The organism is Paenibacillus jepli (assembly GCF_047238105.1).
Taxonomy (GTDB): domain Bacteria; phylum Bacillota; class Bacilli; order Paenibacillales; family Paenibacillaceae; genus Paenibacillus_D.
Map to the genome: position 1 here is coordinate 5,763,031 of NZ_JBDFMD010000001.1, position 15,958 is coordinate 5,778,988.

The 15,958-nt window shown below is 56.7% G+C and carries 10 protein-coding genes; all 10 read left to right on the plus strand.

Translation table 11 applies throughout. The features are described 5' to 3' along the window. The first annotated feature begins 4 nt into the window (after positions 1-4). Complete coding sequence (gene rbsK / locus ABC336_RS24125) at positions 5-922, plus strand: ribokinase (protein WP_413241078.1); 918 nt, start codon at positions 5-7, stop codon at positions 920-922. Between the two features lie 114 nt (positions 923-1,036). Then, positions 1,037-2,548 carry a sugar ABC transporter ATP-binding protein gene (locus tag ABC336_RS24130; RefSeq protein WP_413241079.1) on the plus strand — a complete coding sequence of 504 codons (1,512 nt, stop codon included), beginning with the start codon at positions 1,037-1,039 and terminating at the stop codon, positions 2,546-2,548. After that, the gene (locus ABC336_RS24135; RefSeq protein ID WP_413241080.1) at positions 2,545-3,507 is read left to right on the plus strand and encodes an ABC transporter permease; all 963 of its coding nucleotides are present in this window, start codon (positions 2,545-2,547) and stop codon (positions 3,505-3,507) included. Before ABC336_RS24130 ends, ABC336_RS24135 begins: the two co-directional genes overlap by 4 nt. Continuing rightward, complete coding sequence (locus ABC336_RS24140; protein WP_413241081.1) at positions 3,504-4,448, plus strand: ABC transporter permease; 945 nt, start codon at positions 3,504-3,506, stop codon at positions 4,446-4,448. Before ABC336_RS24135 ends, ABC336_RS24140 begins: the two co-directional genes overlap by 4 nt. Then, a complete protein-coding gene (locus tag ABC336_RS24145; protein WP_413241082.1) occupies positions 4,438-5,484 on the plus strand; it encodes an autoinducer 2 ABC transporter substrate-binding protein in 1,047 nt (348 codons plus the stop codon). The genes ABC336_RS24140 and ABC336_RS24145 overlap by 11 nt, the downstream gene beginning before the upstream one ends. A 26-nt stretch (positions 5,485-5,510) precedes the next feature. After that, positions 5,511-6,020, plus strand: coding sequence for an ureidoglycolate lyase (locus tag ABC336_RS24150; RefSeq protein WP_413241083.1), 510 nt, complete (start codon positions 5,511-5,513; stop codon positions 6,018-6,020). A 39-nt stretch (positions 6,021-6,059) separates the two neighbouring features. After that, complete coding sequence (locus ABC336_RS24155) at positions 6,060-7,412, plus strand: ArgE/DapE family deacylase (RefSeq protein ID WP_413241084.1); 1,353 nt, start codon at positions 6,060-6,062, stop codon at positions 7,410-7,412. A gap of 3 nt (positions 7,413-7,415) precedes the next feature. After that, positions 7,416-8,153 carry a glutamine amidotransferase gene (locus tag ABC336_RS24160; protein ID WP_413241085.1) on the plus strand — a complete coding sequence of 246 codons (738 nt, stop codon included), beginning with the start codon at positions 7,416-7,418 and terminating at the stop codon, positions 8,151-8,153. A 189-nt stretch (positions 8,154-8,342) separates the two neighbouring features. Continuing rightward, positions 8,343-9,422, plus strand: coding sequence for an FtsW/RodA/SpoVE family cell cycle protein (locus tag ABC336_RS24165; RefSeq protein ID WP_413241086.1), 1,080 nt, complete (start codon positions 8,343-8,345; stop codon positions 9,420-9,422). A 137-nt stretch (positions 9,423-9,559) separates the two neighbouring features. Next, a complete protein-coding gene (locus tag ABC336_RS24170) occupies positions 9,560-15,889 on the plus strand; it encodes a 5'-nucleotidase C-terminal domain-containing protein (protein ID WP_413241087.1) in 6,330 nt (2,109 codons plus the stop codon). The last annotated feature ends 69 nt before the right edge of the window (positions 15,890-15,958 follow it).

Sequence of the window (15,958 nt, forward strand, 5' to 3'; positions counted from 1 at the left end):
TTCTATGGCGAACATCTTGGTCGTCGGCAGCATGAATATGGACATCGTTACCCGTGTCGAGCGTCATCCGGTGCCGGGGGAGACGATACAAGGTCTGGGGACCGCCTTTTATCCGGGCGGCAAGGGTGCCAACCAGGGGGTAGCCGCCGCCCGTTCCGGAGCTTCTGTGTCCATGGCGGGCGGCTTGGGCTCCGATGCCTTCGGCCAGGACCTTCACGACCGCTTGGCTGAGGAGGGCATCGACCTCTCTCGGGTCCTCCGGATGAAGGAGACGACAGGCATCGCGCTTATCACGATCGATCATACGGGCGAGAATAATATCATTTTATCGGCAGGCGCCAACGGCGAGTTCGGTGAGGCAGAAGCGGGGCTGCTGGATGTGAAGGGATTCGACGCGATCCTGCTGCAAAACGAGATTCCCATGTCCGCCGGCCGCAAGGTACTCCAACTGGCCAACCAGGCAAATGTCCCTGTCTTCGTCAATCCCGCTCCGATCACTGATTTCGACCCTGAACTGCTTCGTCTGGTCGATTGTCTCATCCTGAACGAGGTCGAAGCGGAAGCGCTGACCGGCCTGCCGGTCGGAGATGACGACCAGGCGCGGCGGGCCGGCAAACAGCTGTTGAAAGCTGGCATAGTTCGGATTATCCTTACGCTGGGAGGCAAAGGATCGCTGTATATGGACAGTGCCGGAGCAGATATCAGGCTGCCTGCCTATTCCGTCAAGGCTGTGGATACGACGGCGGCCGGCGACACCTTCATCGGCGCTTTTACTGCCCGGTACATGGCCGGCGAGTCCGTGCTTGCGAGCCTGCGTTATGCAACAGCCGCCGCGGCATTGGCCGTCACGGCGGCGGGCGCCCAAAGCTCGATTCCGGACGAAACGGCGGTTACGTCATTCCTGGCCAGCAGCCAATCGTAGCTGAACACCTGCATCACTGAAGAATACGCGGGACCTTACATCCGGATGGCCCCCGCGCATCTTGATGCTTTTGTGATTTAACGCTGAGACTTGTTAAAGATTGGAGGATAAGCCATGAGTCAGCCTGTATTGACAATGGAAGGCATCAGCAAGGAGTTTCCGGGCGTCAAGGCGCTCTCCGATGTCCGCTTCGAGCTGTATCCCGGCGAAGTTCATGCGCTGATGGGAGAGAACGGCGCGGGCAAGTCAACCCTGATGAAGATCCTCTCGGGTGTCTACGCGCCGACAGCAGGCGCGATCCGCCTGAATGGCCAGGAAGTGGCGTTCAGCAATCCGTTGGAAGCCCAGCGCCAAGGAGTCTCGATCATCCATCAGGAGTTCAATCTCTTCACCAACCTGTCGGCTGCAGAGAACATCTACATCGACCGGCCGGAGATGGTCGGTCGATTCGGCCGCATCCAGTGGTCCAAGATGGCCCGTGAAGCGCAGCGGCTGGTCGACTCGATCGGAGGCGGCGAGATCGATGTAAGACAAGAGGTGCGCCATCTGGGCGTCCACAGCCAGCAGGTGGTGGAGATCGCCAAAGCGCTGTCCTTTCAGGCCGATGTCCTCATCATGGATGAACCGTCGGCAGCCCTGCCGGAGAATGAAGTGAAGAAAATGTTCGATGTGGTCAAACGCCTGCGGGATCAAGGTGTAGCAATCGTGTATGTCTCCCACCGGATGAAGGAAATCTTCGAGATCGCAGATAAGGTGACGGTGCTGCGGGATGGCGCTTGGATCGATACCCGTCCGATCGGCGAGGTCACCGAACAGCAGCTGATCCACATGATGGTCGGCAAAGAGGTGAGCCGGCTCTATCCTGACCGAGAGCAAAAGCCGGGGGATGAGATCATGCTGGAGGTGAAAGGGCTCTCGCTTGATAGCACGCATCATGTATCTTTCAAGCTGCATAAAGGTGAGATCCTCGGGTTGTTCGGCATCCCCGGATCCGGAACCCACACCATCGCTGAGCGGCTGTTCGGCCTCCGGAGCGGCACCGGCGAGATCATCGTCAGCGGCATACCGGCCAGCATCCGCAATCCCGGCGATGCCAAGGCGAGACGGATCGCCTATGTGCCGCCTGACCGCCATCGGCAGGGGATCATCAAGCCGATGACGATCCGGCAGAATCTGACGCTGCCGATCTTGCCCCGACTCTCCAAAGGCGTCGTTATCGACGAAGCGCGTGTCCGCGAAATGAGCAGCGAGTACATGGAGAGTCTGAGGATCAAGGCGCCCGGCGACGGACAAAGCGTCGATTACCTCAGCGGCGGCAATCAGCAGAAAGTCGTTATCGGCAAATGGCTGGCTACGCATCCCGACATCCTGATCCTGGAAGAACCCACCCGGGGCGTGGACGTCGGAGCCAAGGCGGAGATCTACGCGATCATCCACAGGCTGGCACAAGAAGGTCTCAGTATCCTTTTGATCAGCTCAGAGATGCCGGAGGTGATCGGGCTCAGCGACCGGATCCTCGTCCTGCACAAAGGCGAGATTGTCCACGAATTTGCACATGGAGAAGCCGATCAGGAGCAATTGCTGCAGCGCGCTTCACATCCGCTGAGAGAAGGAGGCCACGTATGAAACGCCTATTGAATATGCACGAAGCGCCCATCATCATCTTTACGATGATCGTCATCCTGGCGTTCTCCCTGTATTCCTCCGGTTTCTTCGGTATCGACAATCTGCAGATGATCCTGGATCAGAACATCTCCATGTTTATCGTGGCGATCGGCATGACTATGGTAATCCTGCTCGGCGGCATCGACCTCTCCGTCGGCTCGGTGCTGGCTGTGACCGCTACTTCGGTCGGTTTGTTTCTCAGCCACGGCATCCACCCATGGATTGCTGCTGTAATGGGGATCGGCATCGGCGTATTGTGCGGCATGGTCAACGGATTCTTCATCGCCTATGTGAAGATCCCGGATATTATCGTCACCCTGGCGACAATGTACATTTTCCGGGGCATCGCGGTCGGCATCAGCGGAGGCACCTGGATGACCAATTTCCCTGCCGGATTCCGCTTTTTCGGACAAGGTAAGCTGTTTGGTCTATCCTTCCCGCTGCTTGTGGCTATCGTGTTGATCGCTATCTTCATCTACGCGCTGAAGTTCACTCGGTTCGGCAGACGGATCTATGCGATCGGCGGCAATGGACCGGCAGCCAAGCTTGCAGGCATCAGCGTTGCGGGGTCCAAATTCAAGGTATATGTGCTCTCCGGCTTGCTGGTCGGCATCGCCGCTGTCATCTTTGCCTCCAAGGTAGGCAGTGTACAAGCCTCTACAGCAGGGAACAGCCTGGCTTTTGAAGTCATGGCAGCCGTACTGATCGGCGGAGGCAGTATCTTTGGCGGCATTGGCACCATAGCGGGCACGATGCTCGGCGTATTGTTTATGGGCATTATCAAAAACGGTTTGATTATTTCCAAGGTGTCGCCGTTCTGGGTCGATGCTACGACCGGTTTTCTGATTATTCTGGCGATTTCGATTAACACCCTGCAGCGATACCGCCAAAACAAAGGCAAAGAAGGTGATTTGGTATGAATGCCTGGACAAGCCGGCTTTCGCTCAGACCCGATACATTGCTCGTTCAATTGATTGTGCTGTTCTTCATTCTCGTCTTGTTCAGCTTCCTGTCGCCTTATTTTCTGTCCGTATCCAACTTCATGAATGTGTTCAACCAGATGGTCGAGATCGGACTGATCGCCATCCCGATGACGATGATCATCATCTCCGGAGCGATGGATCTCTCGGTTGGCTCGATGCTCGCTTTCTCCGCAGTTTGTATGGGCGTGGCCTTCGAGCAAGGCCTCAATATCTGGGTGTGTGTCGCCATCGGCCTTATCGCGGGGATGCTGTGCGGAGCCTTAAACGGCTATCTGATTGCAAGACACAAGATGCAGGCGATCGTCGTGACGATCGGAATGCTGGTCATGCTGCGGGGGCTGGTCTATGTGATCAATGAAGGACGGCCGATCAGCGGTTTTCCAGACGGATTCTACTTCCTTGGACAGCAGTATATCGGCGTCGTACCGTTCAATGCGATTGTACTGATGATCATGTTTTTGCTGGCGCACTTCTTTATGAAGAAAACAAGGTTCAGCACCTATATCTACGGGATCGGCAACAATGAAGAGGTGGTGCGTTACTCGGGCATCTCGGTCGTCCGCGTCCGGTTCATTCTGTTCGTACTCAGCGGTTTCTTTTCGGCATTGGCGGGTGTATTCCTGGTGTCTCGTCTGGCAAGCGCGGAGGCAACATCGGGTACCAATATAGAGCTTGACGTCATCACGGCCACGTTGATTGGCGGGACGCATATTTTCGGGGGGAGGGGAAGTCTAGCGGGCACGTTCGTCGGCCTGCTGATTATCGTGTTTTTGCGCAATGGGCTGAATCTGATGGGTGTCTCGGTCTTGTATCAAGCCGTAATTTTAGGTGCATTGCTGCTGCTTGCAGTAGGAAATCAAAAATTTAATGGAGCGTGAGAACGATGAAGAAAATGATGACGGCTGTGCTTACTGGTGTACTGGCATTGAGTCTGGCGGCATGTGGAAATGGCGGCCCGGCACCGGGCAATGGCGGGACGGAGGGCGGCGCTCCGATCCCGATGCCAGAACTTATTTTATTAATCCCAAATCGATCGGTCCGGCGTACTGGGCTGCTGCGGAAAAAGGCGCTATCCAGGCGGGCGAGGATCTCGGGGTCAACATTTTGTATAACGCACCGACCGAGGCAGACTCCTCCAAACAAATCAACATGATCCAGGATATGCTGACCCGTCAGGTTGACGGCATCGGCATCTCCCCCAATGATGCCAAAGCCGTCGGGCCGGTATTCAAAAAGGCGATCGGCGACGACGTCCAGGTCGTCACCTGGGACAGCGACGCGCCGGAAACGGAACGCCAGTATTATGTCGCTCCGGCAACGGACGAGGAAATCGGCGAGCTGCTGGCCCGGACGATCGGCGAGGAGATCGGCGGCGAAGGGGAGGTAGCCTTCATGGTTGCCGGTCTGGGGTCGCAGAACCAGATTGCCAAGTCCGATGCCGCCAAGGCCTATTTTGCGGAGCACTATCCGGACATAGAGGTCGTAACGACCGTATCCAGCGATGACGATCAGCAGAAGGCGTATGCTAACGCGCAAAACCTGCTCCGTACGTACCCTGACCTCAGAGGCATCATCGGCTTTGCGGGCGGCGAGCCGCCTGCAGCGGCAGAGGTTGTGGAGCAAGCGGTCCAGGCGGGAACACTGGAAGCTGGCCAGATCGCTATTACTGGTATTGCTGTGCCGAGCGTGGTCAAAAACTACATCAAGAACGGCACCATAAACACCGACATCATCTGGGATCCGGGTAAACTGGCCTATGCCACCGTCTACATTCTGGATCAACTGGCGCAAGGCAACGAGATTACAGACGGGATGGACATCCCCACAGTCGGTCCGGTCACTGTGGAAGGCCAGAACGTATTTATCGGCATGCTGGAAGTAACCAATGACAATGTGGACAGCTTTGAATTCTAGAGCTGCACGATACAGGAGGCAACACAATGGAGCGTAAGGTACACATCGAAGAGTTGACCGCGGAAGCCTTCGCTTCGTACGGCAAAGTCGTCGATCTTCCCGCAGGCGAGCCTTCGAAGCATGGCGAGGGTTGGGATTGCTGGAGTTATGTGCAGATGCTGGACGTCTATGAGCCGATCGGCTTCGGTCTGGTCGTCACCAAGCCCCGCGAGTTCGTCGTAAAGGCAATGGAGCGGCATGTCAGCCGGGAAGAGCTGCTGCTCACCTTTGATCGGGAGATCATCCAGCCCGTCGCGCTGTGCAGTAATATCGAGGATCCGGACGAAGCGCCGGATGCCGCGACGGTCCGCTGCTTCCGTATCAAGCCGGGGCAGGCGATCGTGATTCACCGGGGGGTCTGGCATAGTCCGGCTTACCCGGCCGCCGAAGAAGCGCGGTATATGTTCGCTATCGAGAAGAAGAAGGACAAGTTCGGGGATGAGATGATTAATCCCTGGGTCGATTTTGCAGATGGGCATTCCGTTCGATTCCAATAACAGATGAAGCACTACACCTGCCAAGAAGGAGCAAAGTCTATGACCTCTGAACAGCAAGTAATGGCGTGGATCGACGAGCACCAAGACGAGATTATCGGTTTTTTGCGGGATCTTATTCAGATTCCCAGTGTCAATCCCTGGTTCTTCGAAGAACCGGGACCATCCAAGGAGAAGGAGCTCCAAGAGTTCATCGCCCGCAAGCTCGAAGGGCTGGGTGCGGAGATCGAGATGTGGGAGCCGGTCGCAGATGAGCTGAAGCAGTATGAAGGGATGGCCGGGTATTACCCGGGCCGTGACTTCACCGGACGGCCCAATCTGGCTGCGACGTTCGGCAAGGAGACGGGAGGCAAGTCGATGCTCCTGTTCGGCCACATCGATGTGGTGATGGCTGGCTCCAAATGGACCAAAGATCCGTTCGCGGGCGAGATCGTGGACGGCAAGATGTACGGCCGGGGCACCGTCGACATGAAAGGCGGCGTCGCAGCCATGATCATGGCTGTGGAGGCGGTCCTGCGAAGCGGACTCCAACTCAAAGGCCCGGTCGTCGTCGGCACCGTCGTCGACGAGGAGGCGGGTGGGATGGGTGCCTTGGACTTCATCCATCATGGCTATCGAGCCGATGCCTGCATCCTGACCGAGCCGACCTCGCTGACGATCGCGCCGCTGTGCCGGGGCATCCTCTGGGGCAAGATCAAGATCCAGGGCCGCAGCGGTCATATCGAGATGCCGCAGGCCGACTGGCAGGACGGCGGTGCAGTAGACGCGATCAAAAAAGCGAGATATATCCTTGATCAGCTGGATGAGCTGAATGAGGACTGGGCGGAGCGCAAGACACACCCGTATCTGGCGATTCCGTGCCAGGTCCATGTGGCGCAGTTGAACGCGGGAGAGTATCCGACGTCCTTTGCCAATGAAGCGGAGATCGTGTTCAATGCACAATATCTGCCGTCTGAACGCGACGACAAGCTGGTAGGCGGCAATGTGAAGCGAGAGCTGACCGAGTTCCTGCGACAGGCCGCAGAGTGGGACCCTTGGCTGCGTGAGCATCCGCCGGTCATCGAGTGGATGGTTGACGCCGACTGCGCAGAGACGGAGGTCTCGCATCCGTTCGTCCAGACCTGCGTCGCGTCGTTGCATGCGATCGGCGAGGCAGGCAAGATCGAGGGCCTAGGCTTCCACACCGATATGGGCTGGCCGGTCAATGTCGGCATCCCGACGATCAACTTCGGCCCCGGAGATCCGAGCTTGGCGCATCACAGCGACGAGTTCACGCCGGTTGACGAAGTGATCCAGGCCGTCAAGATGATCGCCAAGACAATCATCGATTGGTGCGAGGTGGAAGAAGCGGAGCTTACCGCTGCACAAACCCAAACATATAATGGAGGGAACTAAATCATGAAAATCCTGTTTGTAGGCGAATCGTGGGTCGTGCACATGATTCATACGAAAGGCTATGACAGCTTCACCTCGACCAAGTACGAGGAAGGAGCGACGTATCTGCTGTCCTGTCTGCGCGAGCAAGGCATCGACGTAACGTATATGCCTGCGCATGAGGTGCAGGTGCGCTTCCCGCAGTCACTGGAAGAACTGAAGAGCTACGATGCGATCGTCATCAGCGATGTCGGTGCCAACACCTTCCTGCTGCAAAATCCGACTTTCTATCAGATGAAGATTGTCCCGAACAGCCTGGATCTGATCAAGCAATATGTGGAAGAAGGCGGCGGACTTCTGATGGTGGGAGGCTATCTCACGTTCATGGGCATCGAGGGAAAAGCCAATTACAAGAACACTGTGCTGGCAGACGTACTGCCGGTCGTTATGATGGATGGGGACGACCGCGTGGAGATGCCGAGCGGATTCGCACCTATCGCGGCAAGCTCGCATGCGCTGGTGGACAAGCTTGGCGACTGGCCCAGACTGCTTGGCTACAACAAGCTGACGGCAAAGCCGGACGCCGAGCTGCTGCTCAGCAACGGTGACGACGCGATCCTGGCGGTCGGCACTTACGGTAAGGGCAAGACGGCGGCATTCGCCAGCGACTGCTCCCCGCATTGGGGCTCGCTGGAGTTTATGGACTGGGAGCATTATTCCGGTTTTTGGTCGGAACTCGTCAAGTATCTCAAACAAGCCTAAGGGCACACAGAGCGGTCCGGACGTATGTCCGGGCCGTTTTTAGTACATATTTGTGGATTGATTCGCCTTGTGAGGAAGGGGAGAATGAACTATAATAAATCCTTAATCGTCTTCCTTATAGAGACATGCAATCATGGGCTTTAAGACCAGTGAAGGAGTGAAGGATTCATTGTAACCAAGCTGAATCGAATGGATTATGTGATGCTAGCTGTGCTATGTGTGCTCATCGCCATTGGTACAGTTTCAGTCTATACCGCGACCGTGGATACGAAGCTGGATGGCTTGCACGTCAGCAATTTGAAATTATTCGGCTTTTTTTGTATCCCGATGATGATCATAGCATTCATGGATTATCGTTATCTGGTAGGGAAACTGGCCTACGCAGCGTATGGGATAGGGTTGGTGCTGCTGGTCATCGTAAAACTGCAGGGCATCACCATCAACGGAGCGGTGCGATGGCTGGTCGTCGGCGATGCCCAGCTTCAGCCTTCGGAGCTGATGAAGCTGGCGACGATCCTGATGGCAGCCCATCTGCTGCATCGGCGGGGCGGCGAGAAGCTGCGCCTCCTGAAGGATGTGCTTCCGTTATGCCTGGTCTTTCTGGTTCCCACTTATCTCATCTATGACCAGCCTGATCTCGGGACGGCGTTAGTGTTTCTGGGCATCTTTGCAGGCATGATCTGGATGGGCAATATAAGGGCTATTTATGTGTTTATCAGCACGGCAGCGTTGGCGGCGGGGGTCTGGTTATTCTTTTGGATGCTGCAGACCGAGCATGCGCTGCTGGATGTGCTGATCAAGAAGCATCAGATGGACCGCATCCAGACCTTCCTTAATCCGACCGAGGGAGACTGGCATGTCGCCAATGCCATGCGTGCGATCGCAGTCGGGGGGAGCTTCGGGGATGATGGGTATTATCTGAAAAATGGGTTTATTCCTTATGCCTATTCGGACTCCATCTATGTCGCGTTAGCAGAAAATTTCGGTTTCATGGGATCGGCAGTCATGTTGATGTTTTTCTATCTGCTGGTCTATCGCATGATACTTGCCGTGCATGAGAGCAGGGATCTGGCGGGCTCCTACCTGGTGGTGGGGATCATCTGCATGCTGGTGTTTCAGGTATTCGTCAATATTGGCATGCACATCGGCATCCTGCCGCTAACCGGTCTGTCCCTGCCGTTCATCAGCTATGGCGGCAGCTCGCTGTTTACGAATATGATGGCCGTCGGCATTGCGCTGAGCGTATGGATCCATAGAGCAAAACGTTAGACCTTGAGAGTTGTTGCCTCAAGGTCTTTTCGTTTTCACCTTCATAATAACTTTAGAAAAAGAGACAACACATTTTACGCAATAAAGGTAAATTTAGGTTGTTTCCTAATAAAGTTTTATTATTAACGGAGGTGCGTATGGACGATCGGTTGGTGAAGCACAAGAGAGGGATAAGCTTTGTTCTGGCTGTACTTTTGGTGGTGACTGCAATGCTGCCTGCAGGACTGATGCGGAGCGCGTCCGCGGCTGCGGAAACGATCGCCAGTTGGACGTTTGCCGCCGGGCATACGGGCCAGACGTCTATCGCAGCTGTTGGCGGGAACGATGCCAACAAGGAGATCAGCACGTTCCGGACAAGCAGCGAGCGCGCAATGACGTATAGCACGACAGGCAACACCGTGTATGCGAGCGGCTGGAACACCCCGGACCAATACTGGGAAATAAAAGTAAATACAGAAGGCTATACAGACCTCGGTTTGTCTTTTAACAGTTACGGCTCGAGCACGGCGCCCCGGGATTTCAAGCTGCAGTACAGCTTGGACGGGGCGGGCTTTGCAGACGTCCCGGATGGTACCCTTACGCATACGAGCAATACAGCTCGCTTTGTCTTTGCACTGCCATCCGAGACGGACAACCAGGCGGAGGTCTATATCCGCTGGCTGAATACATCGGATGTCTCGATCAGCGGGAGTACCGTCTCGCCAACCGGCAACAGCCGGATGGCTGATATCGTCCTCGAGGGCGAGTCGGCGGCCGGTCCGAGAGCAAGCGCCATAACGGCGTCCCATCCTTCGAATGCATGGCCTGCCGGCACGGAGGTAGAGCTCCGGCTAGGCAGTGTCGGTGAGACGATTCATTATGCCGTGGATGGGGGGGCCTACGAACCCTATACAGCTCCGATCGTCATCGACGGTCCGCTGACGATCGAGGCATACGCCTCTGCGGATGGCTACGCTGACAGCCTGCCCCAGACGTTCCGGTACTCGGTGCTGGAGAAGCAGACGATTGCCGAAGCACGTCTGACACCGCGAAGTGCGAATGCCTGGATTGAAGGAGTGATCACACATATAGCAGGGCAGGAAATCTATGTGCAGGATGAAACCGCCGGGATCGTCTTGTATGGCTACGACCTGCTGGCATCACCTGGAGACCGTGTAGCTGTCCAGGGCTGGATGGATGTCTTCAACGGGCTGGAAGAGTTAAGGCCGGATGACCGGCTAACCTACGAAGTGACAGATGACAATGCAGGGATTCCTGCGCCATTGCTGCTGACGGGTGCGGACCTTGCCTCCGATCAGGGAGAGCAGCACGAGGCCAAGCTGGTTTCGCTGGAAGACGTGACGGTTACCGGCAAGAACGGACTGCGTGTGACAGCGACGCAGGGCGGCGCGGAATTCATTATTTACTCCCCTTCAGCCAAGCTTGAACCCGGTGCGACATTTGTCCGCGTGACGGGGGTCGTCAAGCAGTATCAGAACGATTACCAGCTCATTCCTCTGAACGATGCGGCGCTGGTCGACGACCTGCTGTCCGTGACCGCATCGCCAGCGGCAGGGAGGATTATTATCGGCAATGCCGTGGCGCTCTCCACGCCGTCAAGCAGCTCGGTTATCTATTACACGGCAGATGGCTCGGAACCCGCGGCAGGGACAAGCCCGGTGTATGCGGCTCCGATCGTCGTCACCGAAGACGTCACGATCCGGGCGGTAGCCCTCGACGGCGATCAGTCTGGCGATATCTACGAGTTCGCCTATACAGCTGTGGAGCAGCCCCGCATCCATGACATCCAGGGCGAGGGACATCTCTCAGAATATGCCGATCAGAAAGTCGAGGACATCGTAGGCATCGTTACGCAGTATGGCTACCGCTTCACCAACGGCGCTTATACCGGCTTCTACATGCAGGATCCCGAGCCGGACGGCAATGACAATACCTCGGAGGCTATCTACGTCTACTCTACCTTCGAGGACAGGAAGCCGGCCATCGGCGATCTGATATCCGTATCGGGCACCGTCGTCGAGTACAACGAAGGCAGCAGCAGCAATCTGACGACGACGCAGATCACCTCTCCTGTTATCGAGGTGCTGGCTCACGATCAGGAGCTTCCGGAGCCTGTCCTTCTGGGTAAGGGAGGCCGGCCGCTGCCAACCTCGATTATCGACAACGATTCGTTCTCGGCGTTCGATCCGGAGGAGGATGCGATCGATTTTTACGAATCGCTGGAAGGGATGCTCGTACGTCTGCCTTCGCCAACCGTGTTGAGCAATTACTGGGTTAGCAGCGGTCAAGTCTACAATATACCGACCCGTGTAGAGAACGACATGGACGATGTACTGACGGATGCGGGAGGTCTGATCCTAAAAGAAGAGGGAAATCTCAATCCGCAGCGTCTGATCCTGGCCTATGGCGATCCCGGCATGGAGTTTGGCACAGGGGATCGTTTTACAGAAGACATCATCGGTGTCATCGGATACAATTTCGGCAACTTTAAGGTTATTCCACCGAACGGCAGTCTGCCTGCCGTCGAGCTTAGCGAATTTGAAAGAGAAACGACAACGATCGAGATCGATGAGGACAAGCTGACTCTGGCAACGTATAACATCGAGAATTTCTATCCGGGTGTCCCGGAACCCAAGCTCCGTACGATCGCAGAATCCATCGTGTCCAATCTGAAGGCGCCTGACATCATCGGGTTGGTGGAGGTCCAGGACAACAATGGTCCGGCGGATGACGGCACGGTCTCTGCCGAGCTGAGCTATCTGAAGCTGATCGAGACCATATCAGGGGCCGGCGGCCCGGCGTACAGCTTTGCGGAGGTTGCACCGTTGGACAAGCAGGACGGAGGCCAGCCGGGCGGCAACATCCGCGTTGGCTTCCTGTACAACGCCGATCGCGTCACGCTCAGCGAAAGCGAGACGGGAGAGGCGGCTACAGCAGTCACGGCGATCACATATGATGCGGATGCGGACCGGCTGTCGCACAATCCGGGGCGCATCGATCCGACGAATCCGGCGTTTCAGTCTTCTCGCAAGCCGCTGGCGGCACAATTTGAATTTAACGGTGAGAAAGTGATTGCCATTGTCAATCACTTCAATTCGAAGAGCGGCGATCAAGGACCCTTCGGCGCAAACCAGCCGCCGGTATTGTCCAGTGAAGCGCAGCGTCACCAGATTGCGGCTGTGGTGAACGGGTTCGTCAAGGACGTCGTCACGGCAAACCCGGATGCGAAGGTAGTCGTGATGGGCGACTTCAACGATTTCCAATTTACAGAGACGTTGTCCATCTTAAAAGGTGGCGAGCTGATGAACCTCGTCGACACGCTGCCGATCAACGACAGGTACTCCTATACGTTCGACGGCAACTCCCAGACGCTGGACCATATGCTGGTAAGTCACAATCTGGAGGCGGCCAGCGAATTTGATATCGTGCATATCAATGCCGATTTCCCGGTGTCGAGAGACCGGGCTTCTGACCACGACCCGATGCTGGTGCAGGTCGACTTGCACGCCGAGTCGCAGCCTGGAGGGGCATTCGAGCTTCGCGTGCTGCACACCAACGATACGCATGCGCGCCTGGACAGCGCACCGAGACGCCTTACGGCCATTGCGGACAACCGGACGGCCAACACGATCCTGCTGGATGCAGGGGATGTCTTCTCGGGCACGCTTTACTTTACCAGGTTTAACGGCATGGCGGATCTGGAATTTATGAATATGGCCGGGTACGATGCGATGGTGCCGGGCAATCACGAGTTCGATAAGGGACCGGCGGTGCTCGAGGCGTTCATCCGTGAGGCTAAGTTCCCGATCGTCAGTTCGAATATTGATTACAGTGCCAATGAAGGCCTGTCCCAGATCTTCAGTAACGAGATCGGCGGTCTGACGGAGCCGATCGAAGACGGCAAGCTGTATCCAGCGATCGTGCTGGATGTGGAAGGCGAGCAAGTCGGAGTGATCGGCCTGACAACGGAAGAGACGGTGGGTATATCGTCGCCAGGCGACACGATCGTGTTCCAGAACTATATCGATCGTGCGAAAGCGACCGTAGCGATGCTGCAGGACGAGGGCATCAACAAGATCATCGCACTGACTCATCTTGGCTATGGTTACGACGAGATCCTGGCCGAGGAAGTGGCAGGCATCGATATTATCGTCGGCGGTCACAGTCATACGCTGCTGGATGAGCCGGTGGTCAAGCATGCCGACGGTGAACCGACCATCATCGTGCAAGCCGGGGAATACGGAGACTGGCTGGGCTTGATCGATGCTACTTTTGACGAACAGGGCGTGTTGACAGCATGGGATGGTCGGCTGCTCGCAGTAAAAGACTTCCCTGAGAATGAAGCGGCAAAGGCTATCCTGGCCGAGTTCGCCGCCGAGATTGAGGAAATGAAGCAGACCGTGGTGGGTCGGACTAATGTGGAGCTCGTCTACGCCCGTATGATCGACGGAGTGATGACCCGCATCGTCCGCAACGAGGAATCGAATCTTGGCAATCTGATTACGGATGGAATGGCAACCGCTGTTCGCGAGAAAATGCAAGGCTTGCTCCCGCCAGGTGAACTGGCCGAGATCAAGGGCTATGTAGCCATCCAGAACGGCGGCGGCATCCGCGACGGTATCCCGGCAGGCGACATAACACTGGGGCAAGTCAGAACGGTTATGCCGTTCGACAACAGCATCGTGGCATTGAAGGTCACAGGCCGCGAATTGATCCTGGCGCTGGAGAACGGCGTTGCAGATGCGCCTGTGGAGAGAGGCTCGTTTGCACACGTCTCTGGCATGAGATATGATTTCGACTCGACGAAGACCAAGCAGACGATCAACCCGGACACGGGAGAGATTACATTCGCTGGCGAGCGGGTCGTACGCGTACAGGTCAAAACTGCCAATGGAACGTACGCACCGATCGATCCGGACGGCTATTATATGCTCGGCACCAATTCATTTGTCGCCGGCGGCGGGGATTTCTATTACTCCCTGAAGCAAGCCAAAGACGATGGCCGCTATTATGAGTTGTATCTGCCGGACTACGAAGTGTTCATCGAGCATCTCGAACGACTCGGTACAGTGAGAATCGCCAAAGAAGGACGGATCGTCGATCTGAAGGGCGGGAAGCTGCCGAGCGAACCGGTAGGCGGAGGAGGGTACTTCCCCTATCCTCCGAACGAGTCGGATCCGGATGGCGAGGAGCCTGGCAGCGAGACGCCGGGCGGCGAGTCGCCAGGAGGCGGAACGACGGCTTCAGGCGTACAGCTGGACATCAATCCAGACTGGATCATAACCGAAACCGACGCAAGCGGCAGAACGGTCACAAGAGTCGTGTTGGATGGGCCGCTGCTGAATGCCGCGATCGGACAGTCACTGCGGGAATCGAACGGGACCGTCCGGATCGCGATGGGCGACACTCCGGGGCCTGCAAAGTTCGAGCTGCCGGCTTCCGCTCTGAGCGGTGCTGGAGGAGCAACGATCGCGGTCTCGGCGAATGGGGCGTCCTATGAGCTGCCTGTCCAAGTGCTTGATGTGCAGAGACTGGCAGCGGAGCTGGGGGTTGTCGCTGATGCCATGGCCATCACGCTTGAGATTGCGGCACTGACTGGCACCGAGCGGCAGCAGGCAACGGCTGCGGCACAGCGCATCGGAGCTTCCCTGCTGGGGGATCCGGTAAGCTATGTCTTGGCGGCGGAAGGCGGCGGCCGGACGGTGGAGATCAATGGTTTCGGTACAACCTATGTTACCAGGACGATGACGCTGCCCAACCGCGTGGACAATGACCGGACGACGGCCGCCTTCTATAATCCGGGTACAGGTGAGTTCCGTTTCGTACCTGCGGTCTTTGAGGCTGCGAACGGAACGACGATCGCTACGATCAAGCGCAACAGCAACAGTGTATATGCTCTGTTGACGGTGTCCAAATCGTTCGCTGACATGAACGGACACTGGGCGCAAGCCGATGTGGCCTTGCTGGCGTCGAAGCTGATCGTGAACGGCCAGAGGGCGGATGCCTTCGTGCCGAATGCAAACATGACTAGAGCGGAGTTTGCTGCTCTGCTCGTACGTTCGCTCGGGCTTGTAGAGACGCAAGGAGCAACTGGCTTTTCTGATGTAGGCGCCAATGTCTGGTACTCGGGTGTTGTCGGTGCATCTGTGCAGGCAGGGCTGATTACGGGCTTCGAGGACGGCACATTCCGTCCGAATGAGCGCATCACAAGGGAGCAGGCAGCTCTGATGATCGTCCGCGCTGTGGAAGCGACTGGCGGTCGGACCAGCGGCGGCGCGGACCAGCTGGCAGGCTTCCGGGACGGCGACTCTGTCAGCTCGTGGGCTGCCGAGGCGATGGCGATGAACATCAGGGAAGGGATTATGCAAGGCGACGGCGCTTTGCTGAGACCGCAGCATTCGGCGACGCGAGCCGAAGTGACGGTCATGCTCAAGCGACTGCTGCAATACTTGCAGTTTATCAACTGAGCAGACGCCAGAGCTGGCCGTTTCGCAGGTTAACGGCGGAGCAGTAGGCATGAATGCGAAAATTCATAT

Excerpts from the sequence above, each read along its gene's own strand:
- rbsK (WP_413241078.1), top strand. The coding sequence starts at position 5 with ATGGCGAACATCTTGGTCGTCGGCAGCATGAATATGGACATCGTTACC.
- ABC336_RS24135 (WP_413241080.1), top strand. The coding sequence starts at position 2,545 with ATGAAACGCCTATTGAATATGCACGAAGCGCCCATCATCATCTTTACG.
- ABC336_RS24170 (WP_413241087.1), top strand. The coding sequence starts at position 9,560 with ATGGACGATCGGTTGGTGAAGCACAAGAGAGGGATAAGCTTTGTTCTG.
- ABC336_RS24155 (WP_413241084.1), top strand. The coding sequence starts at position 6,060 with ATGACCTCTGAACAGCAAGTAATGGCGTGGATCGACGAGCACCAAGAC.
- ABC336_RS24165 (WP_413241086.1), top strand. The coding sequence starts at position 8,343 with ATGGATTATGTGATGCTAGCTGTGCTATGTGTGCTCATCGCCATTGGT.
- ABC336_RS24145 (WP_413241082.1), top strand. The coding sequence starts at position 4,438 with ATGGAGCGTGAGAACGATGAAGAAAATGATGACGGCTGTGCTTACTGG.
- ABC336_RS24140 (WP_413241081.1), top strand. The coding sequence starts at position 3,504 with ATGAATGCCTGGACAAGCCGGCTTTCGCTCAGACCCGATACATTGCTC.
- ABC336_RS24160 (WP_413241085.1), top strand. The coding sequence starts at position 7,416 with ATGAAAATCCTGTTTGTAGGCGAATCGTGGGTCGTGCACATGATTCAT.
- ABC336_RS24150 (WP_413241083.1), top strand. The coding sequence starts at position 5,511 with ATGGAGCGTAAGGTACACATCGAAGAGTTGACCGCGGAAGCCTTCGCT.
- ABC336_RS24130 (WP_413241079.1), top strand. The coding sequence starts at position 1,037 with ATGAGTCAGCCTGTATTGACAATGGAAGGCATCAGCAAGGAGTTTCCG.